General features: G+C 65.0%; 19 protein-coding genes. 7 read left to right on the top strand and 12 right to left on the bottom strand.

The features are described from left to right. Positions 1 to 67: 67 nt before the first annotated feature. The 12 genes from M1P90_RS15780 to rpmG all read right to left on the bottom strand — a co-directional run bounded on the left by M1P90_RS15780 (position 68) and on the right by rpmG (position 12,047). Positions 68 to 1,099: a tagatose 1,6-diphosphate aldolase gene (locus tag M1P90_RS15780; protein ID WP_483703852.1), complete on the bottom strand. Its 1,032-nt coding sequence runs from the start codon at positions 1,097 to 1,099 to the stop codon at positions 68 to 70. A gap of 67 nt (positions 1,100 to 1,166) precedes the next feature. Continuing rightward, entirely contained in the window at positions 1,167 to 1,811 is a 645-nt protein-coding gene (locus M1P90_RS15775) for a phosphatase PAP2 family protein (RefSeq protein WP_483703850.1), read from the bottom strand. Positions 1,812 to 1,844: 33 nt separating this feature from the next. Continuing rightward, positions 1,845 to 3,017, bottom strand: a complete 1,173-nt coding sequence (locus M1P90_RS15770) for a glycosyltransferase family 4 protein (RefSeq protein WP_483703848.1) — start codon at positions 3,015 to 3,017, stop codon at positions 1,845 to 1,847. Positions 3,018 to 3,090: 73 nt separating this feature from the next. After that, complete coding sequence (locus M1P90_RS15765) at positions 3,091 to 4,188, bottom strand: lysylphosphatidylglycerol synthase transmembrane domain-containing protein (RefSeq protein ID WP_483703846.1); 1,098 nt, start codon at positions 4,186 to 4,188, stop codon at positions 3,091 to 3,093. 152 nt (positions 4,189 to 4,340) lie between these two features. Continuing rightward, positions 4,341 to 5,303, bottom strand: a complete 963-nt coding sequence (locus M1P90_RS15760; protein WP_483703844.1) for a GDP-mannose 4,6-dehydratase — start codon at positions 5,301 to 5,303, stop codon at positions 4,341 to 4,343. A 3-nt stretch (positions 5,304 to 5,306) separates the two neighbouring features. Continuing rightward, a complete protein-coding gene (locus M1P90_RS15755) occupies positions 5,307 to 6,818 on the bottom strand; it encodes an O-antigen ligase family protein (protein WP_483703842.1) in 1,512 nt (503 codons plus the stop codon). 43 nt (positions 6,819 to 6,861) lie between these two features. After that, positions 6,862 to 7,815, bottom strand: coding sequence for a UDP-glucuronic acid decarboxylase family protein (locus M1P90_RS15750; RefSeq protein WP_483703840.1), 954 nt, complete (start codon positions 7,813 to 7,815; stop codon positions 6,862 to 6,864). A gap of 87 nt (positions 7,816 to 7,902) precedes the next feature. Further along, complete coding sequence (locus M1P90_RS15745) at positions 7,903 to 9,438, bottom strand: sugar transferase (protein ID WP_483703838.1); 1,536 nt, start codon at positions 9,436 to 9,438, stop codon at positions 7,903 to 7,905. Between the two features lie 73 nt (positions 9,439 to 9,511). Continuing rightward, complete coding sequence (gene obgE, locus M1P90_RS15740; RefSeq protein ID WP_483703836.1) at positions 9,512 to 10,798, bottom strand: GTPase ObgE; 1,287 nt, start codon at positions 10,796 to 10,798, stop codon at positions 9,512 to 9,514. A gap of 221 nt (positions 10,799 to 11,019) precedes the next feature. Further along, the gene (gene tatA / locus M1P90_RS15735; RefSeq protein ID WP_483703834.1) at positions 11,020 to 11,205 is read right to left on the bottom strand and encodes a twin-arginine translocase TatA/TatE family subunit; all 186 of its coding nucleotides are present in this window, start codon (positions 11,203 to 11,205) and stop codon (positions 11,020 to 11,022) included. Positions 11,206 to 11,351: 146 nt separating this feature from the next. After that, on the bottom strand, positions 11,352 to 11,807 hold the full coding sequence (locus M1P90_RS15730; protein WP_483703832.1) for a hypothetical protein: 456 nt from the start codon (positions 11,805 to 11,807) through the stop codon (positions 11,352 to 11,354). A 75-nt stretch (positions 11,808 to 11,882) separates the two neighbouring features. Continuing rightward, positions 11,883 to 12,047 (bottom strand): 50S ribosomal protein L33, encoded by a 165-nt coding sequence (gene rpmG / locus M1P90_RS15725; protein ID WP_483703830.1) that lies wholly within the window; start codon positions 12,045 to 12,047, stop codon positions 11,883 to 11,885. Positions 12,048 to 12,378: 331 nt separating this feature from the next. Here rpmG and M1P90_RS15720 point away from each other — a divergent pair, with 331 nt between their 5' ends. From M1P90_RS15720 to priA, 7 genes are all read left to right on the top strand, one after another. After that, the gene (locus M1P90_RS15720; RefSeq protein ID WP_483703828.1) at positions 12,379 to 13,071 is read left to right on the top strand and encodes a response regulator transcription factor; all 693 of its coding nucleotides are present in this window, start codon (positions 12,379 to 12,381) and stop codon (positions 13,069 to 13,071) included. A 205-nt stretch (positions 13,072 to 13,276) separates the two neighbouring features. Continuing rightward, entirely contained in the window at positions 13,277 to 13,618 is a 342-nt protein-coding gene (locus tag M1P90_RS15715; protein ID WP_483703826.1) for a hypothetical protein, read from the top strand. A gap of 8 nt (positions 13,619 to 13,626) precedes the next feature. Next, positions 13,627 to 14,970: a (Fe-S)-binding protein gene (locus M1P90_RS15710; protein WP_483703824.1), complete on the top strand. Its 1,344-nt coding sequence runs from the start codon at positions 13,627 to 13,629 to the stop codon at positions 14,968 to 14,970. A 330-nt stretch (positions 14,971 to 15,300) separates the two neighbouring features. Further along, the gene (locus M1P90_RS15705) at positions 15,301 to 16,764 is read left to right on the top strand and encodes a sialidase family protein (RefSeq protein ID WP_483703822.1); all 1,464 of its coding nucleotides are present in this window, start codon (positions 15,301 to 15,303) and stop codon (positions 16,762 to 16,764) included. Between the two features lie 15 nt (positions 16,765 to 16,779). Continuing rightward, a complete protein-coding gene (locus M1P90_RS15700; protein WP_483703820.1) occupies positions 16,780 to 18,108 on the top strand; it encodes a glycosyltransferase family 4 protein in 1,329 nt (442 codons plus the stop codon). A gap of 322 nt (positions 18,109 to 18,430) precedes the next feature. After that, the gene (locus M1P90_RS15695) at positions 18,431 to 21,805 is read left to right on the top strand and encodes a hypothetical protein (RefSeq protein ID WP_483703818.1); all 3,375 of its coding nucleotides are present in this window, start codon (positions 18,431 to 18,433) and stop codon (positions 21,803 to 21,805) included. A 48-nt stretch (positions 21,806 to 21,853) separates the two neighbouring features. Further along, complete coding sequence (gene priA, locus M1P90_RS15690; protein WP_483703816.1) at positions 21,854 to 24,535, top strand: replication restart helicase PriA; 2,682 nt, start codon at positions 21,854 to 21,856, stop codon at positions 24,533 to 24,535. Positions 24,536 to 24,550 lie beyond the last annotated feature (15 nt).

The following is a 24,550-nucleotide window of genomic DNA, read 5'->3' as shown; positions in this document are numbered from 1 at the left end:
CTGAGGTCAGCCAGGAATTATCAATCCGGAAGATGTGAGTCTCCCGGCTTGATGGCTGTGTTAGTGTTTAGCCCACAACTTCGATGTTCTCCTTGCCGCCGTAGATCGTCCACCATGGCTTGGCGCCCTTTGCCAGCACCTCATTCAGCAAATGGATGTTCTGCAAGCCGCGATCTTCCAGCCACGCCTCCAGCGCGGCCGTGCCTTCGCGCGCGTAGATCGGGATGGCATCCTGCCAGGTGGCGCGGCCACACAGCACGCCCGAGAATGGCGTGCCAGCCTCGGCGGCCAGCTCCAGCGTCTCGCGGAAGATCTCGTCGGTGACGCCCGCGCTGAGGTAGATGAACGGCTTGGTCGCGGCCGAGGCGGCATCCTTGAAGTGCGTCATGGCCTCGGTGCGGGTATAGGCGGTCTGCCCGCCATAGGCGCGCGAACCCTCGACGAACTTGACGTTCACCGGCACTTCGACTTTGAGCACATCCACGCCATAGCGCGGTTTGGAGAATTCTTCCATGTACTTGGTAACGTACCGGGGCTTGACTTTCGCGAACTCAAAGCCCTTTTCGTCGCCAATCGAGTCGTCGTAGGCCAGCGGCTCGAGGAAGAATGGCGCATCGACGGCGGCGCACTCAGCGCCAATGCGCTCGATAAAGGCGTGCTTGATCGTGTTGACGCGCTCGTCGTCGAAGGCGTTGTAGTACAGCAGAATCTTGATGGCGTCGGCACCGTTTTCCACCAGACGGCGCACGCTCCACTCGGGCAGCAGGTCGGGCAGGCGGCCCTTCACGGTTGCGTCGTAGCCAGTCTTCTCATAGGCCAGCAGCACGCCCGTTCCCGGCGCGCGGGCCTTGATTGCATCCAGGCCGAACTCGGGGTCCATGAGAATGGCGCTCGAATCTTTGGTGAGAATGCGCGTCACTGCGGTTTTGAACGCCCCGAGATCCTCGGCCGACGCGGTGCCGTTCTCGCCACGTGCTTTCGCGATCGCCTTCTGAAGCGAGCCACGCTGATCCATCGCGGCGGCGGCAATCACGCCGTGCTCGTCGGCACATGCCTCGATGCCGGCGAGTTTACCTTTGCCCATTGTTACGGTAGCCATTGCTTGCCCTCCTCTAAAAATCCTGCATCATTATGAATTGGGACGCGCATCGTTGCGCGGCTCTGCCTTAGCCATAGAGCCCTATCGTGCCAAACGCCAGCATGATGATGGCGGTGGCCAGGGCGAAGCCAGCCAGTACCTGCATTGGCGTGTGGTTGCGCGTACGCACGCGCGCCCAGCCAACCGCCACAGCGCAGACCCACAGCAGCACGCCCAGCGGCAGCCAGTAGAGCATGGCAATTGTCGCCGCCGATGCGATGGCGCTGGAGTGCGCGCTGATCTTCCAGAACAGGTTGATCAGCCCGCTGCTCAGGCCCAGGCCCAGCGCCGAGACCATCAGCGCCAGAAAGGGCCGTGGCGCGCCAAGCAGTGCCAGCCCAAGCGAGGCGATCAGCACCCACACCAGGCCAAACAGGTACAGCTCATTGCGCTGTTCGCGCACGGAAATATCTTCATCGCTGTATGCGCCCTGCCGCAAGCGTACATAGTAGAACACAATTGGCGGCACCAGCATTGCCAGAATGCAGAGCACCGCCCACCCGAGGCCGGCCGCGCGCGTGCCGAGCGCGTTGAACCCGACAATCAGAAACGAGGCCAGGTTCAAGAGAATCGGGTGGAAGGTTTGCGAAAGCCGGCGTGCCAGCGTGAAGCTTGGCCCGCCCGGGATATCTGTGCTATACACCCCCTGCGGAATGTTCGGGTGCTGTGCCATGCCTGTTGTGTTTCTCCCTTCGCAGTGGGCTTGTTAGCGCGTTGCCCGCTGCTGGCGCGCCACGCGATCGTATGCCTGAAGGACTTGCTGCGCGGCCTGCTCCCAGCGAAAGCGGCTGGCGCGCGCCGGGCCGGCAGCTTTGAGCGCAGTGCGCAAGGTTTCGTCGGCGCTGATGCGCGCCAGCCCCGCAGCAATCGAGTCCACGCTTTCGGCATCGACCAGCACGGCCGCGTCGCCCACCACCTCGGGCAGGCTCGAATTGTTTGCGGTGAGCACGGGTGTGCCGCATGCAAGCGCCTCAAGCGCCGGCAGCCCAAAGCCCTCGTAGATCGATGGGTAGGTGAACGCCCACGCGAGATTATACAATGCGGGCAGGTCCTTGTCATCCACAAAATCGAGCAGGCGGATGCGCTCGCCCAAATTCAGCCGCTCGATCGTGGCGAAAATATCGTCGTAGAGCCAGCCGCGCCGACCGCCAATCACCAGGTGCAGGTCGCGCGTGGCGGGCTGTTCGGCCAGGCGCGCAAAGGCTTCGAGCAGGCGCACCAGGTTTTTGCGCGGCTCCAGCGTGCTTATAAACAGCAGAAAGCGCGCAGGCAGGTGCAGCCGCAGGCGCACCGCTTCGGCATCGGCAACGGGCAGCGGGTGAAAGCGCGGGTCTACGCCCGGGTACACGACCTCGATCGAGCGGCGCGCATCGGGCAGCAGCTGGTCGAGCGCCTGGCGAGTCGCTTCCGAGTCGGCAATCACGCCATTCGCCCGCCGAATCGAGCGCGGCACCGCGCTGCTCAGGTAGCGCACCATGCCGGGCGCGGCCAGCTCGGGGTGCACCAGAAACGACAGATCGTGGATGGTAAGGAGCGTGCGGGCGCGCGTGGGCGGCAGCACAAAATCTGGCGCATGCAGCACATCCAGCCGCCCGGTGAATAGCTCGATCGGCATAGGAATGCGCAGGCGCTGCCAGATCTGGGTGAGGCGGCGCGGCGCAATCGGGATCGGCACTGCGCGCACGGCGGGGTGGGCCGCGCAGAGCTGCCGCAATTCGGCCAGGAAAGGGCTGCTCTGCCCGATGCCGCCGGCTGCGTAGAACAAGGTGTAGCGGTGTTCTGAACCCTGCGCTATCACCGCGCGCGTCAGCTCGCGCGTGTAGCGGCCAATCCCGGCACCCTGCCATACCGCCGCAGTGTAATCGATACCGATGTGCATATGCCCACGTTATACCCGCACAAGCGCCGGTTGTGCGTGCAGTTCCTGCAACGTGGCACGCACGATCCGTAACTTACTTGCGCTTGCTGAAAAGGTAGAGCAGCAACCCAAAAATGATGATGCTCCAGAAGTTGATCGTGCGGTCGAGGAAGGTAACCGCCACAGCCAGCGCGCGGCTCACCGGCTCGGCACCGGGCGCAACCGGCAGGGCCAGCAGCACAGCCGTCACCGCGCCTTCAACCACGCCCAGGCCGCCGGGCGTGAAGGGAATGACCGTCAGCAGCGAAGAAGCCAGCGCCACAAAAATGATCACCGGCAGGGTGAGGTGCAGGCCCTCAGCGCCGAGCGCCTGAATGACGAAGAAGAGCCGGAAGCCTTCCAGCAGCCAGACCATGCCCGTCAGCAGCGTCAGCGCGGGCAGCACGCGCGGCTTAAACGAGCTGAGCGCGGCGGCCTCGAAGGGCTCGTATTTTGCCAGCAGGCGTTCGGGCATGAAGCGGCGCAGGAATGGGCTGAACCAGCGCATGCCCGCCAGCCCCCCAATGATCAGCACCACCAGCACCAGGCCGGAAATAAAGATCACATTGGTTTCGCGCGGCAGGTGCGTGCCAAATACCGACCAGCCCGAGATCACCAGGAAGGTGAACAGGCCAAGCATGTCGAGCAGGCGCTCGGCGAAGATTGTGCCGAAGGTGGCCGAGAACGAGACGCGCCCGTTGTGCTTGAGCAGGTAGCCGCGGTAGGCGTCGCCCAGTTTGGCTGGCACGATGCAGTTCGCGAACCAGGAGAGGAACAAGTATTCCATCAGCGCAGGCAGCGAGGCCCAGCTTTTGCGGCCTTCGTGCACTGGCACGCCAGCGTTGGTCAGCAGCAGCCGCCAGCGGATGGCGCGCAGTGGGAAAGTCAGGTAGAACACAGCAAAGCCTGAGAGCAGCAGCCACAGGTTTGCGCCGCGCATATATTCCCAGGTTTTGGCCAGGTCGATGTCGAGCCCGCGAACAATGAAGAGAATAATCGCTATCGCCAGGGCGAATGAGATGAGGGTGCGTGGGTTGCGGAGCGATTTGCCGAGCGAGAAGCCGGAGCGTTCGACTTCGATTTCGGCGGGCGATTCGTGGTTCACCGGCTGTTCATCATGCCCCGAGACGCCAGTGGTTGGTCCTTCGATCATGTCGGTCTTGCGTACTCCTCGTTTATCAGCAGCGGGCGCTATTGTACCATTAGTCGGGCCGGCGCGTGCACGGTTGGGTGCGCGCGCCGGCCATTCGCCGCTGCTGATTGTGTGGGCGTACGCAGGCATGGGCGGGCCGCATACGCGCCAGTTTAGCGCGCAGGAGTCAGCACTTCTTCCTGATACCAGGCCCAGAAGTTTTCAAGACCCTGCTGCATTGAGGTTTGGGGCGCGAAGCCCAGCAATTGCCGCGCTTTCTCGACATTCGCGTAGGTGATCGGTGGGTCGGCGGCGGGCAGCGGCTTGGAGTCGATAATGGCTTCCAGGTCGGTCACCTGCTCGAGCAGCGCAATGAAATCGCGCAGCTGCACCGGGCTGGAATTGCCGAGGTTGAAAATATCGAACGGAATATCGCTATCGAGCGCGGCGACCACGCCCGACACAATATCGTCGACATATGTCCAGTCGCGGTACACACCTTCGCCGCCGTTGAACAGCGTGATCGGCTTGCGCTGCATCATCGCGTCGACAAAGACGTAGGGCGTCATGTCGGGGCGGCCGCGCGGGCCGTAGACCGTGAAGAAGCGCACCACTCGCGTTGGCATCTGGTAGAGGTAGTGGAAGGTGTAGGCCAGCACCTCGGCGGCTTTCTTGGTGGCGGCATAGGGCGAAAGTGGCCGGTCGGTCGCCAGGTCTTCCGTCCAGGGCGTGGGCGCCTGCCCATACACCGACGACGTGGAGGCGAGCACAAAGCCTTCGCAGCCGTGCTGCCGCGCGATGTCGAGCAGGTTGACGCTGCCGCGCACATTCACGTCTTCATACAGCAGCGGGCGCTGCACCGAAGGGCGCGGCCCGGCCATTGCGCCCAGGTGTGCAATGCGCTGCGGGCGGTGCGTGGCAAACAGCTCCTGCATTTGTTCCTGATCGCGGAAATCGCCTTCGACAAGCGTATAGCCCGGTTTGGTCAGCGCGGCAGCAATGTTGCGCCGCTTGCGGGCAGGGGCGTAGTAATCGTTAAAATTATCAACACAGATAACTTCTTCACCGCGCGCGAGCAGATGGTCGGCAAGGTGGCTGCCAATAAAACCGGCCCCACCCGTGACAAGGTAGCGCATGCTTCAACTCCCATTCTTTGTGCTTTGTAAACTCTGGTTGTGCGGGCGTTGCTCTGGTTTCGCAAGGGCGCCGAGAAGGGCCCACACGGCTGCGAGCTGAATGCCCATACTCAGCACGTGCAGGTTCTCGAATACGTCATGTCCTACCACCGCTGCAATGATACCACAACATCCGATGGCAATACTGCGCCTGATAGTGGTCTTAACAGATCGTAATGTGTGCCACGCCTGCCGCAACACGCCGCCCAACAAAAGCCCGTAGGCCAGCAGGCCAAACAGCCCGCTTTCGGCGGCGATATGGACATAATAGTTGTGGGCGTGGCCGCGCGAAACATACCAGGGTCCGATTGCAAAGAAGGGATAGGCGTTGCTGTAATTGCCGGGCCCAATGCCGGTGAGCGGGTGGGCCATGAACATGCGCCAGCCGGCCTGAATCTGCGCCATGCGCTCGACCACCGCGAAGTTCGCGGGTGTGATTGCCACGGCGCTGGCATCGAAGGGCAGCAGGTAGCTGGTGATGCTGGCAAGGCGGCTTGCCAGCGCGGCCGGCAGCAGTCCGATGCCACCAAATAGCAGCGCCAGCGCGCCCAGCCCGAGCGCCAGGAGCGCGGCCCAGCGCGCCCGCCCGCCCAGCGCCAGCGCCATTCCAAGCAGGCCAACTACTGCGCCCAGCCAGGCCCCGCGCGAGAACGAGGCCAGCAGCGCGGCCAGCAGTGTTGCCGCGAGGAGCCACGCACCAGCCAGCAGCAGGCCAGCACGCGGGCGCTGTGGTTCGCGCCGCCACGCCTGCCAGCTCAGCCCCAGCGCGAAGGATAATGCCAGCGGCCAGGCCATGTTTATGTAGCCTGCGAAGGAGTTGGGCTGGCCGATTGTGCCATAGGCGCGCACAAACGGTAATCCTGCTGCGATGCGGAAGCTGGGCGGCCCAGCGCCAAGCGCAAACTGCCCCAGGCCGATGAGCGCCTCGGCAAAGGGCGCGAGCAGCAAACACGCCAGCAGGGCGGCCAGATGCCACCGTCGGCGCACGGCGGTGAGCGCAAATAGCCAGATCACGAAGGCTTCGCCCCAGCGCAAGGTTTCTTTCAGTGCATCCGTGGTCGAGAAGGGCGTGACGGCGGTGGCAAGGCCGAGCGCCCACAGCATGCCGAGCCAGGGCAGCAGCGTGCGCGCGGGCAAGTTGGTGGGCATTTGTGGCGGCTTGAGCAGCCATTCGAGTGCGACGCTTGCCACTGCCAGCAGCATGGCCGCCTGCGTCAGGCTCAGGCCGCCTGGGAACTGCACGAGGTCTTGTGCGGGAACTGAGAGGATGGCGAGGCACACGCCAATGATCGGGTCGAACGGGGCGAGCAGCAGCGCGACAACCAGGGGCGCAAGCAGCATGGCGCGGGGAAGCGGCGCGAGCGCCAGCGCCGCCACCAGCCCCGCAAGAAACAGCCAGCCGAGTGGACGGCGCGCGCGCCCGAGGCCAACAAGCAGCCGGCCGAGCGGGGCTTGCTGCGCGGGAGGTGCGGGCAACAGGCTTGTTCGGCCGGCGTGCTGGCGTGGCTGCTGCGCCACCTTAGGAAAGTTCGCCGCGGCGGATCAGCTCTTCGCGGAACCACGGGATCGTCCGGCGCAATCCTTCTTCCACGGGTACAGATGGCTGCCAGCCCAGGATGCGCTGCGCCTTGCTGATATCCGGCTGGCGCACCTGCGGGTCGTCCTGCGTGCGCAAGTCTTTCGCAACGATGCCGGCGCTGTTTTCAGTGAGGACGTTGATCATTTCGGCAAACTGGCGGATGGTGTATTCAGAAGGGTTGCCAATATTCACCGGGTCGACTTCGTTCGACATCAGCAGGCGATACACGCCTTCCACAAGGTCGGCCACGTACTGGAACGAGCGCGTCTGCGAGCCATCGCCATAGATCGTGAGCGGCTCGCCGCGCAGTGCCTGCTGAATGAAATTTGGCACCACGCGCCCGTCGCGCAGGCGCATGCGCTCGCCGTAGGTGTTGAAGATGCGCACAATACGGGTTTCGACGCCGTGGTAGCGCGAGTAGGCCATGGTCATGGCTTCGGCAAAGCGCTTGGCTTCGTCGTACACACCGCGCGGGCCAATCGGGTTGACGTGGCCGTAGTAGCTTTCCTGCTGCGGGTGCACCTGCGGGTCGCCATAGACTTCCGAGGTCGAAGCCAGCAGGAAGCGGGCGTTTTTCGCTTTGGCCAGGCCCAGCACTTTGTGCGTGCCCAGCGCGCCGACTTTCAGCGTCTGGATGGGCAGCTCGAGGTAATCGACTGGCGAGGCGGGCGAGGCGAAGTGCAGAATCGCGTCGAGTGGGCCATCGAGGAAAATGTAGTTGGTAACGTCGTGCTTGATGTAGCTAAAACGCTCGTGGCCAACCAGGTGGGCAATGTTGTCGGTGCTGCCCGTGATCAGGTTGTCCATCGCGATGACGGTGTGGCCTTCGGCCAGAAAGCGATCGCACAGGTGCGAGCCAAGAAAGCCTGCGCCGCCGGTAATGAGAACACGCATGGAAATGCTCCTCAGAATGATGGTTGGTAGCAGTGGTAGCCTGTTAGTTCACCGTCCTGGCGCGGGCAGGGATACTCTGAACGACTGTTAATACGCGCCCTTGCCGCTCAGCACTGCTGGCACAGTTTCCAGCAAAATGCGCACATCCATGCCGGGCGACCAGTTTTCGGCGTAGTAAATATCGAGCCGCACCATTTCGTCGTAGGAGGTGTCGCTGCGGCCCAGCACTTGCCACAGGCCCGTCATGCCGGGCTTGACTTCCAGGCGGCGGTAATGCCATTCTTCGTACTGCGACACTTCTTCGGGCAGCTGTGGGCGCGGGCCAACCAGGCTCATTTCGTCGCGCAGCACATTCCACAGCTGCGGCAGCTCGTCGAGGCTGGTGCGGCGCAGAAAGCCGCCAAAGCGCGTCATGCGCGGGTCGTTGCGCATTTTGAAGATCGGGCCGTCGGCTTCGTTGAACTGTGCCAGCTCGGCCTTGCGATGTTCGGCATCAACGACCATGGTGCGGAATTTGTAGACGGTAAACGGTTTGCCACCGCGGCCAATGCGGTTCTGCCTGAAAATCGCCGGCCCGGGCGAGTCGCGGCGGATGGCCCAGACCAGCGCGCCCACCAGCGGCACCAGAATGGGCGCGGCCAGCGCAATGATTGTGAGATCGATTGCGCGCTTGAACACCAGGTTCCAGCCCTTGAGCGAAAGTTCCTTCAGGCCGATCAGCGGAATGCCGCTCAGGTTCAGCACATTTACGCGGTCGAAGCTCAGCTCGAACAGGTCGGGCACCACGCGGAACTCAATCTGCGCGGCGCGGCAGAGCCGCACGATCTCGGGCAGGCGATGGTGCTCCCAGAAGGGCAGCGCAATAATCACCAGGTTGACCGGCTGGCTTTGCAGCACGTGCTCAAGCTGCTGCACCACGCCCAGGTAGCGGAAATGGCCGTCGCGGCGTTCGGTGCGCGGCAGGTCGCGATCTTCGAGGTAGCCCACCAGCGAGTAGCCCAGAAAGGTCTGCGCTACAATGCTGTCCATCACCTGCCGGCCCAGGCCGGTGCCACCCACTACCAGCACACGCTCGCGCCCGACGCCGTGTGTCCAGCGCCAGCGGCGAATGTTGATCAGCGTTGCGCGGGACAGGCCGATGCTGGCGATAATAATGACCCACGCCAGCGCGTAGATCAGGCGCGAGTAGAGTGGGCGCTGAATAATTGTGAAGAGCACGACCAGCGCAATGCCAGTGGTGCTGGCGCTGATGACTGGCCCGAGGTGGTCGAGCAGGCCGGCGTTGCGCGGCAGACGGTACACGCCTTTCATCGCGAAAAGCGCCAGCAGCGAGATGGTGAGAAGCGCGACGTAGGGCAGGAAGTTGTCGAACGGCACGGAGTTGATCGTGAGAACTTCCTGAATGATCCTGTTGAATGGCGCCGGCCAGCGAACCTCGTAGCGCAGCCAGTAGGCCAGCGCGAACGACATGAAGATCAGGATGGCATCGAGCGTGGCGAGCGCCATGCTTGCGCTGTTGCGTTGCCAGAATGAGGAAGGCCGCGCAGGGTAGAGCGCGGTTTGGCTGGGTGGAAGCAGCTCGGGCGCATCGGCGATTCTGGTTTCCTCAGTGATATCGGCCACGCGTTTCCCCACAACACTGCATACGTGGCACCTGCGGGCCGGCGTTCGTGGCCTGCCCGCAGGTGCCGCAGCACTATTCCTGATCGGACCAGATCAGCTCAGCTTTTTCAATATACACCGGGTCGCCCTCTTGCACGCCCGCGCTCAGCAGCGCGGCGCTGATGCCGCTGGCCTCCAGCACGCGCTGGATGCGCATCAGGGCTTCGGATTGGGCGAAGTTGGTCATTGAGATCAGGCGCTCGATGCGCTTGCCACGCACGCGCCAGCCCGTGCCCTCGGGCTCGACGCTGAACACGCGCTCGTCGACTTCGGGGACGGGCCAGGACAGCTCTTCTTCGCGCGGCGTGCGGTCGGGCGCGGGAATGGTGGCAAGGCGCTCGGCCATGGCCTGCACCAGCGCGTCGATGCCGCTGCGGGTTGCGCCCGAGATTTCGAACACGGCCTCGCTGGCAAGGGCGGCGCGCAGACGCGGCAGGTTGGCCTGTGCCTCGGGCAGGTCGGTTTTGTTGAGCGCGACGATCTGCGGGCGCTTGGCCAGCTCGGGCTGGTACAGACGCAGCTCGTCGTTGATCTTCTGAAAATCCTCCAGCGGGTCGCGCCCGTCCACGCCCGCCGCGTCCACCAGGTGAATCAACAGGCGGGTGCGCTCGACATGGCGCAGGAAATCGAAGCCCAGGCCCACGCCGCGATGCGCGCCTTCGATCAGGCCGGGAATGTCGGCAACCACAAACGAGAAATCGCCCAGCGCCACCACGCCCAGGTTGGGCTGGAGCGTTGTGAAGGGATAGTGGCCGATCTTGGGCCGCGCCGCGCTGATGATCGAGAGCAGGGTCGATTTCCCGGCGTTCGGGAAGCCAACCAGCCCAACATCGGCCAGCAGCTTCAGCTCAAGGTCGATCTCGAACACTTCGCCCGGCTGGCCCAGCTCGGCGATGCGCGGTGTCTGGTGGGTTGAAGTGGCGAAATGAACATTGCCCAGCCCGCCCTTGCCGCCGCGCGCGGCCAGCAAACGCATGCCCGGCGCAGTCAGGTCGACCTCGTAGGGCTCGTCGTCGATGGTGGCGCGCACAACCGTGCCCGGCGGCACGCGAATCACCATGTCTTCGCCGTCGCGGCCATGCTTGCGCGAGCCGCCGCCGCCGCCGCCCCGCGCTGCCTTGAAGCGATTCTTTTCGCGGAAGGGCAGCAGCGTATTCAGGTGCTGATCGGCAAGAATGTAAATATGCCCGCCGCGCCCGCCATCCCCGCCGTCGGGGCCACCGCGTGGCACATGCGCCTCGCGGCGCAGCGATGCCGAGCCATCGCCGCCAGAGCCGGCGGCAATATGGATCTGGGCGCGGTCAAAAAATTCACCTGCCATGTTGGTATTTCCATCTATCGGTGGCCCGGCTTACAACGCCGCGCCACATCCCCGGCCATCGCTACCCGCTGGGCATAAAAATGCCAGCCGAAGCGCACACGCCCCCGCTGGCACATATCGAATGCCGTGCCGAGCCGTCGCGAAGCGTCGCGGCTTCTGGTAGCGGGCTCGCGCCCTGCCGATGGCCCGTTTTGCGTTGCCGAGCAGTTGCGCCAAAAGCGCTACGACTCGATTTTTTCAGCTTTCTCAGCTTTGGCTTCGGGGCTCTGCTCATCGCGCACCGCAGTTTTGAACTCGCGGATGCTGCCGCCAAGCGCGCCACCAAGCCCACGCAGACGCGAAGCGCCAAACAGGACGATCACAATGACCAGAATGATCAGCAATTCTGGAAGTTGCAAGCCAAACATAGTCGTGCTCCTAATGGTTGCGCCGCCGCGCACAATTGCCAGCCCTGCGTTAGCGTGAAAATGGCCTGAGCAGCATATGGCTGATATGCCGGCTGTATTATACCGCAGCACAGGGCAGTGTCAATTAAACCGACCTAAGCATCGCATTAGCGTTCGAGCATTGTGCCGCTGCATCCCTCGATTCTGAATGAGTCGAAGCCACCTGCTGTTTGCAGCACAACCATGGCATTCGGGATGTTGGCCCACTCGATCAGGCCGCCGCTGAGCGTGCTGGTGTTGCGCCGCAGCACGACATAATCGACACACCACGCGGCCTGTACGCCAGCAGCCTGGTCGTTCGCGCCAATCTGCAAACTGCGCGCATTCACCAAACGGTAGCCGCCGCAGGCCGAGTCGCGCCCGATGCTGCAGAAATCGTTGCCGGCGGCGAGCACATAGTGCTCGGCGGCAGGTGGCAGCGGCGCGACCTGACGCACAACCAGATCGTAGTACAGCCAGCTGGGTGCGAGCCGCCGCGCCGCCGGGCTAAGCAGCAGCACCAGCGCAAAGAGCACGATCAGGCTGAGCAGCAGGGCAATGGTGATGCGAAGCGTGCGTTGCATATCAGGCACAAATAACGCAACGCCAGCGCGCCGCATAATGGCGCGCTGGCGTTGTGAGCAGCAAACCTGCGGCGCTTACTTCGATTCGCGGTAGACCACGTGGCGACGCACCAGCGGGTCGTAGCGCTTCAGCTCGAGGCGGCTCGGGTCGTTCTTACGATTCTTCTCGGTGGTATACATATGACCGCTCTCGGTGCTGCGCAGCTTAACGATGATGCGGTTGCCTTTTTTGCTGGCCATCGGAACCTTCCTATACTGGGTGTGGGCGCAGTGGCCCGACGTTAACAAACTGGCGGCATTGTAGCAGCAAACGCCCGAATTGACAAATCGCACATCTATTTGAGACAAAAGAACACAACAAGATGAGACATTTCTGTGATCGGCCTGCAAAGTCTAGCGCATCGCTTGGCGCAACAATGCCCGCATGGCGTTTTGCGCACAGAGATGAGCAGAATGTGAGCAGGACGCGGTAGACGCCAATGATAACACTATGGTAAAAATATGGTTAAGAACTTCGCGAAGAAGGAAATCGGGAGTGGTAGTGAGCGACGTTCAGAAGGAGCACACAGCTATGCCGCACGTACTCGTCGCCGATGGAGATGGAACAAGCCTACAACATACTGTCGCCTTGCTTGAGCAAGCCCGCTATCAGGTGAGCCGCGCCAACGATGGCCGCAGCGCCTTGCGCGTGGTGACTGGCCAGACCCCCGACCTGGTGGTGCTGGAAGCATTGCTGCCCGATCAGGAAGGCTTCGAGGTTTGCCGCCGCATTCGCCGCACGTCGGATGTGCCGATTGTGTTTCTTAGCTCGCGCGCCCGCGCTGAAGACCGCGTGCAAGGTTTGCGCCTGGGTGCCGACGACTACCTTTCGAAGCCATGCGCGCCGGCCGAGCTGCTGGCCCGCGTCGGGGCCGTGCTGCGCCGCGCCGAGCGTGCCCGCCGGCCACCAACCACGCCGCTCAACCAGGGCGGCTGGGTGCTCGACCCGCTGAAGCAGGTGTGTATTACCGAAGAAGGCAAGGGCATAGACCTGACGCCACGCGAGGTACACCTGCTGGCTTTCCTGATGAAGCGCAGCGGCCGGGTGTGCAGCAACAATCAGATCATCCGCAACGTCTGGGGATTTGCGCCGCAGCAGGCGCGCAGTATTGTTGCGACTTCGGTGTGGCGTCTGCGCGCGAAGCTTGAGCGCGACCCACAAAACCCACGCCATTTGCTGACAATCCGCCACGTTGGGTATAAATTCGACCCCGCGGCGATCTAACCCACGCACAACCACTCCCGTTTTCTGAGCAGGCAGGGCAGCGCAAGCTGCCCTGTTTGCGTTGGTATGTGGGCGGCACACAGTACGTCTGGATTGGCGGGGCATGAGCCGCTGCGACTGGCAGTGCTGCTGCTTTTTTCTTCCTTATATACAACTGCGCTGCGGCAGAGTTTATGGTATAGTACCGCCATCCAAGGAGTTTGCTATGCCATCTCGCCGCGCACTGCGCACGCTTGCCATGTTGTTTGGCCTGGCCTTGCTGGTGGTAGTGCTGGCAGGGACTGGCCTGGTGCTGGGCGTGCGGCGCGGCATCGTGCCTCAGTTCACATCCGAACTAGCTGTATGGCCCGGCGTGGAACTCACAGTGCGGAATGGCCCGCAAAGCGTGTGCCACCCATACCAGTTCTGCCCGCGCCAGATCGGCCTGTACGCTGGCATGTCGGTTTGGGTGACGTGGCGGCGCAAAAGCGGGCGCGAGCTGGGGCCGCGGCTGCTGTTTCTGCCCACAATTTCGCAGCGCACCGGAGCGCAGCGCTGGATCAAATGAGGAATCCAATGATCGCTGAAACCGACATTCAGGTGGCGCAGGTGCCGTTTGCCGGGGCCGATACGCCCAGCGACGCGGTGATCAACACCTGCGTGCACTGCGGGCTGTGCCTTTCGTCGTGCCCGACCTACCGCGAAACCGGGCTGGAGATGTTTTCGCCGCGTGGCCGCATCTATTTAATGAAGGGCGTGGCGGACGGGCGGATCGGCATGGAAAGCGCGGTGTTTCAGGAGCAGATGAGCGCGTGTCTGAACTGCCGTGCCTGCGAGGCGGTGTGCCCGAGCGGCGTGCAGTACGGCCAGATTCTGGAAGCCTCGCGCGCGCAGATCGAGCAGGCGCGCGACGAGGGACGGCTGCCACCGCACCCGTGGGTGGTGCAGTTGCTGCGCGGCGGCGTGTTTGGCGCGCTGTTCAAGCGGCTGGAACTGTTCCGCGCCTTTTCGCGGCTGATGTGGATCTACCAGCGCAGCGGCGCGCAGGCGCTTGCGCGCGGCACGGGCATACTCAAGCTGCTGGGCATGGAAGAAACCGAGGCGCTGCTGCCGCCCATGAGCGACGCCTTCACGGTGCCGCAGGGGCAGATCTACCCGGCCGAAGGCGAAACGCGCTACCACGTGGCGCTGCTGGCCGGCTGCGTGATGTCGACGGCGTTTGCGGGTGTGCACGAGGCCACGGTGCGCGTGCTGCGCAAAAATGGCTGCGAGGTCATTCTGCCGCCCGATCAGGGCTGCTGTGGCGCGCTGCATGTCCATGGCGGCGATATGGACGGCGGGCGCGAGCTGGCGCGGCGCAATATTGCGGCATTTGAGGGCATGGGCCTGGATGCAATTATTGTGAACGCGGCCGGCTGCGGCTCGAATATGAAGGAGTACGGCCACCTGCTGCACGACGACCCTGCCTGGGCGGCGCGCGCGGCGGCATTTTCGGCCAGGGTCAAAGACGTAAGCGAGTTTTTGGCTGGCATTACGCTGAACCGGCGCGACCTCAAGCCCCTGCCGATCACTGTGACCTACCAGGAGCCGTGCCACCTGGCGCACGCCCAGCGCATCAGTGCCCAGCCGCGCGCGCTGCTGCGCGCCATCCCCGGCCTGATGCTCAAGGAAATGCACGAGTCGTCGCTGTGCTGCGGCAGCGCGGGCGTGTACAACGTCACCCAGCCCGAGATGGCGGCGCAGCTTGGTGAGCGCAAGCTGAACAACGCCGAGGCCACCAAGGCCGAGGTGGTGGTGACGGCCAACCCCGGCTGCCATATGCAGCTTGCTGGCGGGCTGCGGCGGCGCGGCAGCGCGATGCGCGCGCATCATATCATCGAGCTGCTCGACGCGTCGTACCGTGGCGCGAGCAGCGTGTAGGGGCGGGCAATAGGCTGCGCAGGCGCCCGAACCGCCATGGCGATTTCCAACATAGCCCGGCCCCATCGGGCTGCGCCCGGCCCGTAAACGGGCGGGCTACCTGTGGCGAAGCCTGCCTTCGCAGGCTCGAACAGGCCGAGTGCGCCCGAACCGCCATGGCGATTTCCAACATAGCCCGGCCCCATCGGGTTGCGCCCGGCCCGTAAACGGGCGGGCTACCTGTGGCGAAGCCTGCCTTCGCAGGCTCGAACAGGCCGCGCAGGCGGCCTTTGCTCTGGGAGCCGAGGGCTTCAGTCCCACGGCCTGACATGCCACAAGCGAGTGTTAAACATGCTGCAACGAAGCTCCTTCGTGCGCTGGTGGGCGCTGGCGCTGCTGCTGGGCACGCTGGCGTTTGCGCCGGGTGTGGCGCAGCCCGCCGCGCCCCTGCCGCTCCTGCCGCTCAGCAGTGATCCCTTCACAAATATACTGAGCCAGCACCAGACCGAGGTTGAGCCGGATTCCTTCTCATTCGGTTCGACGATTGTCACGGCATTTCAGGTCGGGCGCTTCTACGACGGTGGCAGCAGCACGATTGGCTGGGCGACTTCGCAGGATAGCGGCGCGAATTGGACGCATGGCTTTCTGTCGGGCTTGACGGTGCATGGCGGCGGCACAACCTACGACCGCGTGAGCGACCCATCGGTGGCCTACGACGCCAAACACGCTGCCTGGCTGATTATTGCGCTGCCATTGTTGCAGGGTGGCTTGGGGAACGCCATCACGGTCAATCGCTCGACCAATGGCGGCACGGCGTGGAGCGCGCCAGTATTTATTACCGAAACGGTCGGGCTGGATAAAACCTGGCTGGCCTGCGACAACACCGGCACGAGCCCGTTCTACGGCAACTGCTATGCGCATTGGACGGTTTCTGGCAAAATGGTGCTCAGCGTTTCGCGCGACGGCGGGCTGAGCTGGGACCATCAGCGCGGTCCAATTGATGGGTATGGCCTGGGCGGCCAGCCGGTGGTGCAGCCCAACGGCACCGTGATTGTGCCGTACCGCGGCGGTGGCCTCGCGTCGTTCCGCTCGATCGATGGCGGCCAGAGCTGGGAAGCCCCGGTGCAGATCGCGTCTCCATGGTATCGTGGAGCGTTTGAGATTGGTTTGCGCAGCCTGCTCCTGCCGACGGCGGCAATCGACGCCAGTGGGCGGGTGTTTGTGGCGTGGCCTGCCTGTGATGGTCAGGAAAGCTGCGATGCCAATGATCTTCGGATGAGCTGGACCGACGATGGCGTGTCCTGGTCTGCACCATCGCGCATCGCGGTGAGCCCACCCGATCTGACGATTAGCGCGGTGCTGCCGGGGCTGGCGATCGAGCCGGGCACAGCTGGCGCAACTGCGCGCATGGGCATTACGTTCTACTACTACTTCAATGTTCCATGCGCGCGCGACAGCGGCAAGCTGTTTGCGGGCTTCACGTCCTCAGCCGATGGCGGCGCGACATGGGCGCCCGCCGTTGCGCTGGCCGGTCCTTTCAAACCTGAATGGATGCCGGACACCAACCAGGGCCGCATGGTGGGCGACTACATGGACGTTGGTTTTGCTGGCGGCCGCGCCTTCCCGATCTTCGCGCTGCCGCGCCCGCCGTCAACGGCGCAGTTCGATCAGGTGATCGCCACGGTGGCGGGCGGGCTAGAGCCGGGCGTTGCGCTGCCCGAGCACGCGATCCGCGCCGAACGCCTGCCGTCGTGCCGCTACCTGCCGCTGATCAGCCAGCCCGACCCGTTTGCGCAGCCCACGCCGCTGCGGTAGAATGCCAGGCACCCGATGCCAGCGCTTGCGTGGGCTGGCACGGCCAACTGGAGGGCTGTGGGCTTGCGGCATACCATTCTCATGATCGCGCCAACGAGTTTTTTTGCCGACTATGGCTGCCATATTCGCATCTGGCAGGAAGCCAAGGCGCTGCAAAAGCTCGGGCACCGGGTTGTCATCACCACCTACCATAATGGCGACGACATGCCCGGCGTTGAGATTCGCCGCTCGTGGGATGTGCCCTGGCTCAAGCGCGCCATGGTTGGCTCGTCGCGCCACAAAATCTACCTCGACGCCGCGCTTTCCTACCGCGCGCTCGAAACCGGCCTGCGCCTGCGCCCAACGATTATTCACGCGCACCTGCACGAAGGCGCGCTGATCGGCGCGGTGCTGAAGCGCATTCTGCGCGTGCCGCTGGTCTTCGATTTCCAGGGCAGCATGACCTCGGAAATGATTGATCACCATTTTCTGAGTGGGAAAGACAGCCGCGCCTACACCGTGCTGCGCAGGCTGGAGCAGGCGATCAACACGCAGGCCGACGCGCTGATTACTTCAAGCGAAAATGCCGCCGAGCTGCTGCGCCGCGAGTTTCGCTTCCCCAGCGACCGGCTGTACACCGTGGCCGACGGCATCAACACCGACCGCTTCCGCCCGCTGGCCGAAACGCCCGCGTGGCAGGCCGAGCGCGCCGCCCTGCGCGCCGAGATGGGCATCCCGCCTGGCCACCGCGTGGTGGTGTACCTGGGCGTGCTGGCGACCTACCAGGGCATCGACGCGCTGATGGAAGCGGCGCAGCAGATGCTGCCAAGCATGCCCGATGTGCATTTTCTGATCATGGGCTACCCCGGCGTCGACCGCTATGGCCGCCTGGCCGAGCAGCTTGGCATCGCCAACCATGTGTCGCTGCCGGGGCGCATTCTCTACCGCGACTCGCACAAATACCTGGCGCTGGGCGATGTGGCCGTGGCGCCGAAAATGAGCGAAACCGAGGGCAGCGGTAAAATCCCGCAGTACATGGCCATGGGCCTGCCGGTCGTCACCTTCGATACGCAGGTGGCGCGCGAGTACCTGGGCGATCTGGGCATCTATGCGCGCTTTGGCAGCACCAGCGACCTGGCGGCCAAGCTGCGCATCGCGCTCGACCAGCCGGCCTGGGCGCAGCGCCTGGGCCAGCTTGGCCGCCAGCGCGCCATGAACGCGCTTTCGTCGGATCGCGCCGGCCCCGAGATCGAAACGATTTACGTCCAGGCGCTGCGGCGCTTCCGTGGCCTGCCGCCCCTGCACTACAACGCGCTTGCCGCCCCGCCCGACGAGCGCGGCCACGCAATCGAGCGCGGCACCTGAGGCGCTTCAGCGCAGGGTTCAGGGAATGGGGAATAGGGTTTAGCGATTACAAAGCAGAAACGTTTCCCTGATTTCCGCATCGCTCGCCTGATACTGAAGGCGCTTCGAGTTCGTCGTTGCGTAACGAGCATACCGAGTTTCGTTTTCTCGCTCTGTGCTCTCCGTGCGCTCTGGGGCCCGGCCTTATTGCGCGCAACCATAACGAAGCTTGCGCCACGCTCGCGCTACAATGCGCTTGTGAGCATTTCCCCCAAAACAAACCCCGCGCTCATGCGTCTTAGCAGTAGACACATCGCTCAACTGAACAACGACGAGGTTGCCCGTGGTTTCTGCGACTCCCGCTACCGATCTTGAGCGCGCCGTGCAACGCTACGGCGATGATATATACCGGCTGGCGATTCTGCTGCTTGGCGACGAGCGCCAGGCTGCGCGTGCGCTGATCCAGGCCGTGCGGCGCATGGCCCTCGACGGCACGCCGCCCAACGAGCCGGCGCTCATCCGCGCCCTGCTGGCCGCGCTGCCGAAAGAAGCCGCCCGCCCGCCGCGCCGCCTGCCCGGCTGGGCCGCGCCGCCGCCCGCCCACCCCGAGGCTGCCCCGCTGCTGGCCGCGCTTGCGCGCCTGCCGCGCCAGCTTCGGCTGGTGCTGGGCCTGGCGATTGGCCGCGCCTTCGAGCCGCGCCAGATTGCGGCAATTGTCGGCGGCGACGAAGCCAGCGCCCGCGAGCAGATCCGCGACGCCCTGCTGCCACTTGCGCCACACGCGCCGATCGAGCGCGCTGCCCTGCTCACCGAAACCGACCCGCCCGCCGAGTGCCGCCCGACCCGCGCCGCACTGGCCCTGGCCGATCCTGCGCGCATGGCCGATCCATCAATTCGCGGCCACCTGGCGCTGTGCAGCCTGTGCCGCGCTGCCGACCTGGCCTGGTCGCAGCTCAGCGCAAGTGTTGAGGAAATTTTGCGTGGTGCCTTGCGCGAACTCCGCCTGCCAGCCCAACTGCTTGGCGACATGCAAGCCGCCGCACGCGCCCCCGGCAGCGAAGCGGAAAGCTGGCTCGCGCAGCCGCGCACGCGCATTGCCCTGGTCACCCTGCCAGTGCTGCTAATCATCGCCTTTCTGGTCTGGCCGCGCAGCGCGCCCACGCCCACCGGCAGCACCGCCGACCTGGCCACCGCCGCCGAGCCGCGCACACTCGTGCAGCGCGCCACCGCGCAGCTCTACGCGCCGCCCGCCGGCCAAACCGGCGTGTGGCACGCGCAGTACGCCATCCAGTGGTTCTTTGCCGATGGCGCGGCGGTGCTGCTCAACGCCGACGAATGGCGCGACCCGGCGGGCGGGCGGCATCGCCTGCAACTGGTGCACCACAGCGGCGGCGGCCCCTACGAGTTCGAGCTGAGCGACGGTACGCAATCGCTCTGGTATGCGGTGAGCGAAAGCTATGTAAACTCGCTCTACCCGTTTGGCGCGCACGGCCCGAACCTGCGCGTGCGTTTCCCCACCACCGAAAGCGAGCGCGCCGCCATGCTCGAAGCGCGCCTGGGCAGCGGGCCGTGGGCCTTGCCACGCAACTACCTGCGCCAGGCCGCCAGCGCCGAGCTGCGCACCTGGGGCCGCCAGCGCGACGCCGATGGTCGCCTGTTGCAGCTGGTGAGCTTCGCCGGCACCAGCCCGCTGGCGCTGCCGCCCGACGCGCCCGAAGCGACGACCAGCAAAGTCACGGTGCTGCTGACGATTGACGAGGCCAGCGGGCAACTGCGCGAAGTGCGCGAGCTGTTTGGCGAATCGGGTGCCGAGCAATCGGCCCGCAGCACCTGGCGGATCGTTTCCGAAGAAACCATCACCGACACGCCCGCCGCCAACCGCACTTTTGATCAGGCCACCGCCTGGAATGGCGTCGGCACATTTACGACGATGCCGCAGCTACGCACGCCGCTGCTGCCGCTGCTCGACTGGACGCACCTTGTTTCGCCGGCCTGGCTGGTGCAGCAAGGCGCAGCCGATATTCTGATGCCGGCGCAGGCCCCGCCTGGCACCACGGCGGCGGTATTGGTGAACGCGGGCGCATCCCCTGGCCCGCAGGATGGCTACCTGCTCGGCAGCTTGAGCTTCGGCTACGCTGGGCCAGAACAGCAATTATTTCTTCACACCGTGCTGGCTGGCGATCAGGAGTTCGCGCTGAGCCGCGCCGACCAGATCGCGGTGAATGGCATGACGGTGCGGCTGCAAGCCATGCCAGCGCAGGGCTACCGCGCCTTGATCCTGCACCCCGGCTCGCTGCCCGAGCGCCCGCTCACCACATCGGTCGTTGCGCAGGGCTACACGCGCGCCGAGCTGCTGGATGTGATTCGCTCACTGGCTCCGCCTTCGCTGGCGGCATTGCGCGCCCAGGCTGCCCTGTTCGTCGAGCAGCAAGCGCACGATGCCGCATGGCAGGCGCTGCTCGGCGCGCTGGCCGACCCGCCGCAGCCGCCTGAGGGCGGCGCGCGCCACTTCACCGAGCAGGTCTATAAGCGCCAGAGCGAGCAGCCCGACCCCTTTGCCGACCCCTACCACAGCCCGCCGTATGGCGGCTGGCCGGCCACGTTTGTGCAGGAAAACTGGGCACGCCGCGCCAGCGAAGGCGATGTTGCCGTGACCACCACGCGCAGCACCGATGGGCGCGAGCTTGGCCGCCAGTGGCGCGACCCAATCAATAGCTGGGATTATGACGCGGTGCTGGGCAGCCTGACAAGGTACCCAAGCTGGCCAGCAGCTCTGCGCCTGAACGAGGACCAAAGCCTGGTGCTGCGACTGCTCACATGCCCCGGCGCAATTCTGCGCGATGCTGGCAACGGCGCGCGCGCCGTCATCCTGACCGAGGGCAGCTGGCGCGGCCAATCGTGCGCAAAGGGGGAAGCCTACGCCGAGCTGTGGCATTGGCAGATCAACACGCCCGAGCACGCTGGCGAACAAGCGCCCTATCTTGCCGACCTGCTTGAAAACGCCCTGACCACGGTGATTACGCTGGGCAGCGATGGCCGGCCAGTGCGCACCGAAACATGGGCTGGCGGCCCCAGCAACGGCGCGCTGCTCGAATCGTGGGAGCGCGTCAGCGAAGAGCTGGTACCGGCCGAGCGCGTGCCAGCCCAAACATTCAGCGCACAGCCGCCAGCCGCGCTGGTGCGCCGCAGCTATGGGCTGCCAAGCAGCAGTTTCGCCCGCGCGATGCGTGGTGCTGGGCTGGAAGAAGTGCTGCAGTTTGCCGAATCGCCCGTGCTTGGCTTTGCACCCGGCGCGGGCAAACCCGCGCTTCATGCGTTCGAGATACCTAACGCCTCGCCCTCTGCCGACGACCTGCCATTCACGTCAAGCGGTAATGTCTTCGAAAATATCGCGCTCGGTGGCTATGCGTTTCTTTCAACCTACACCATTTCTTCCACTGATGGCACGCAGCTGCTGAGCTTCTACCAGGGGCCGGCGCGCGAAATGGCGGCAAACCTGAAAGCCCTGGGAATCTGGAACAGCAGCGCCCTGCAGCCGATCACCATTGGCGGCGAAACCGTGCAGGCCTGGGATGTGACTGATACGGGCGAAGGGCGGCACTGGCTCTTGTTTGAATACCAGAGTACGCTCGTAGCAGTGCGCGATGCCGATATCACGCTCTGGCCGACGCTGGCCGCGCTGGAAGTGCTGAAGGCGCCTGACACACAGGCACGGTGAGATTCGGCGCTGCTTGCCGCCCCGCGCGCGCCGTGCTACACTTGCGCCATGCCTGCCGAACTGCTTGCCGACGTGGCCCTGCGCGCCACCATCCCCGGCGCCGAGCCGGTATTTACCTACCGTGTGCCGCAGCGCCTGCACGCCTTTGCGCGCCCGGGCCAGCTGGTGTGGGCGCCGCTGCGCCGCCAGCGCGTGCAGGGCGTTATTCTCGATATGTACCGGCAGGATGCGGCCGGCGCGTGGGTGCTTGAAAGCGAACAAAGCGCCGCCGAGCGCCCGTCGCTGATCGACCGGCTGCGCCCCGACCCCGATGCCCCGCTTGCGCCCGACGCGCCCGTGCTGCGCGACCTGCTCGACGTGGCCGACCCCGAGGCCGCGCTGACGCCCGCGCAGGTGCGGCTGGCGCGCTGGCTCAGCGTCTACTACCACGCCCCAATCTATGAAGCGCTGGCGCTGATGCTGCCACCCGGCGTCGCCCAGCAGTCCGAACCAACCTGGCGCGCATCGGCCGCTGGCATGGCCGCCGAGCTTGGCGCACTGCCCGAGCGCGAGCGCGCCGTGCTGTACTTCCTGCGCCAGCGCGGCGAACAAACCGAGCGCGAGCTGCGTGGCGCGCTGCGCGGTGGCGACTCCGATCTGCGCGAGATTTATTACGCCTTGCACGAGCGCGGCCTGCTGATGCGCGGCGCTGCGATCAGCCGCGCCCGCGCCCGCCCACTCACCGAGCGCATGGTGCGGCTGGTGGCCGAGCCGCCCGCGCTTGAGCAGGCGCTGGAAGAACTGGGCCGCGCTCCCAAACAACGCACGGCGCTGGCGTTTCTGGCCCAGCAGGCGCGCAGCGCCCGCGCCGCCGACGCGCCCACCGACAATCCTTTCCCTGCCAAGGCGCTGTATGCCGCCACCAAAACCGACCTCGCCACGCTGCGCGGGCTGGAGCGGCGCGGCCTGGTCGAACTGAGCACGCGCGAGGTGCGGCGCGACCCGCTGGCCGGCGACGCCGTGCCACCTGATATTCCGCCACAGCTCACTGCCGCGCAGGAGCAGGCCTGGAAGCCGATCGCTGATGTGCTGGATCTGATCGAAACAGAGCGAAACGGGGCGGGAGATGCTTCCCAAACCCCAAAACCCATCCTGCTGCATGGCATCACTGGCAGTGGCAAAACCGAATTGTACCTGCGCGCCATCGGGCGGGCCATGCGGCGCGGGCGGCAGGCGCTGGTGCTGGTGCCCGAGATTGCGCTTACTGCCCAGCTGGTGCGGCGCTTTGCGGCGCGCTTCCCGGGCAAACTGGCCGTGCTGCACAGCGGCCTGAGCCTGGGCGAGCGCTACGACGAATGGCGGCGGCTGCGCAGCGGCGAGGCCATGCTGGCGATTGGCTCGCGCTCGGCGGTGTTTGCGCCGCTGCCGCGCCTGGGCCTGATCATTGTGGACGAAGAGCACGAATCGTCCTACAAGCACGACGCCGCGCCGCGCTACCACGCCCGCGACGCCGCCCGCGCCCTGGCCGAGCTGTCGGGCAGCGCGCTGATTTTGGGCAGCGCCACGCCGAGTGTCGAAAGCTACCAGGCCACGCGCGACGGCCGCATGACGCTCGTTTCGCTGACTGAGCGTGTGGGCATGGGCCGCGACGCGATGGGCCTGCCGCGCTCGGTGGCGCTGCCGCTGCCGCCAGTCAAAATTGTCGACATGCGCCGCGAGCTGCAGCAGGGCAACCGCTCGATTTTCAGCCGGCCCTTGCAGAAAGCACTGTCGGGCGCGCTTGAGCGCAGCGAGCAGGCCATTCTCTTCCTCAACCGGCGCGGCGCGGCCGCCTTTGTGATGTGCCGCGACTGCGGGCATGTCATCAGCTGCCCGAACTGCGCCACGCCGCTGATTGTGCACTACGACGAGCTGGAAGGCGGCCCGCCGCCCGGTGGCTACGATTCCTCCTTTAATATCCTGGTCTGCCATTCGTGCAACCACCGCGAAATGGTGCCAGGCCAGTGTCCGGAGTGCTGGAGCCCGCGCATCAAGTCGTTTGGCATTGGCACGCAGCGCGTGGTCGAAGAAGTTGAGCTGCTGTTCCCCGGCGCGCGCACGCTGCGCTGGGATCGCGACAGTGTGACGCGCAAAGGCGATCACGAGCGCATGCTCGATCACTTCCTGCGCCACGACGCCGACGTGCTGGTGGGCACGCAGATGATCGCCAAGGGGCTGGATCTGCCGCTGGTGTCGGTAGTGGGGGTGGTCGCCGCCGACACTGGCCTGAACCTGCCCGATTTCCGCTCGGGCGAGCGCGCCTTTCAGCTGCTGACGCAGGTGGCGGGCCGCGCCGGGCGGCGCAGCGCGGGCGCGCAGGTGGTGCTGCAAACCTATGCGCCCGATCACTACGCGCTGCAAGCCGCGCAAGAGCACGATTACACCGCGTTTTTTGCGCAGGAAATCGCGTTTCGCCAGCAGGCCGGCTACCCGCCATTTAGCCGCCTGGTGCGCTTTATTCACACCAGCGGCAGCGACGAACGGGGCGAGCGCGCCGCCCGCGAATTTGCCGAGGAGATTGGGCAGCTGGCGGAAACGCTCGATCTTGGCAGCTGGAGCATCATCGGCCCTGCGCCGGCCTTTTTCCACCGCCAGCGCAACCGCTTTCGCTGGCACATTCTGCTGCGCGCCGAAAATCCCGCGCCGCTACTCGACGCGCTGCACCTGCCGCACGGCTGGGCGCTCGATGTCGACCCGGTGCATGTGCTGTAGTGCGCGTGACGCGCA

It is taken from the genome of Kouleothrix sp. 19917 (assembly GCF_057073505.1).
The sequence above is the reverse complement of the archived record's forward strand: the minus strand, read 5'-3'. Positions and strand labels throughout refer to the sequence as shown.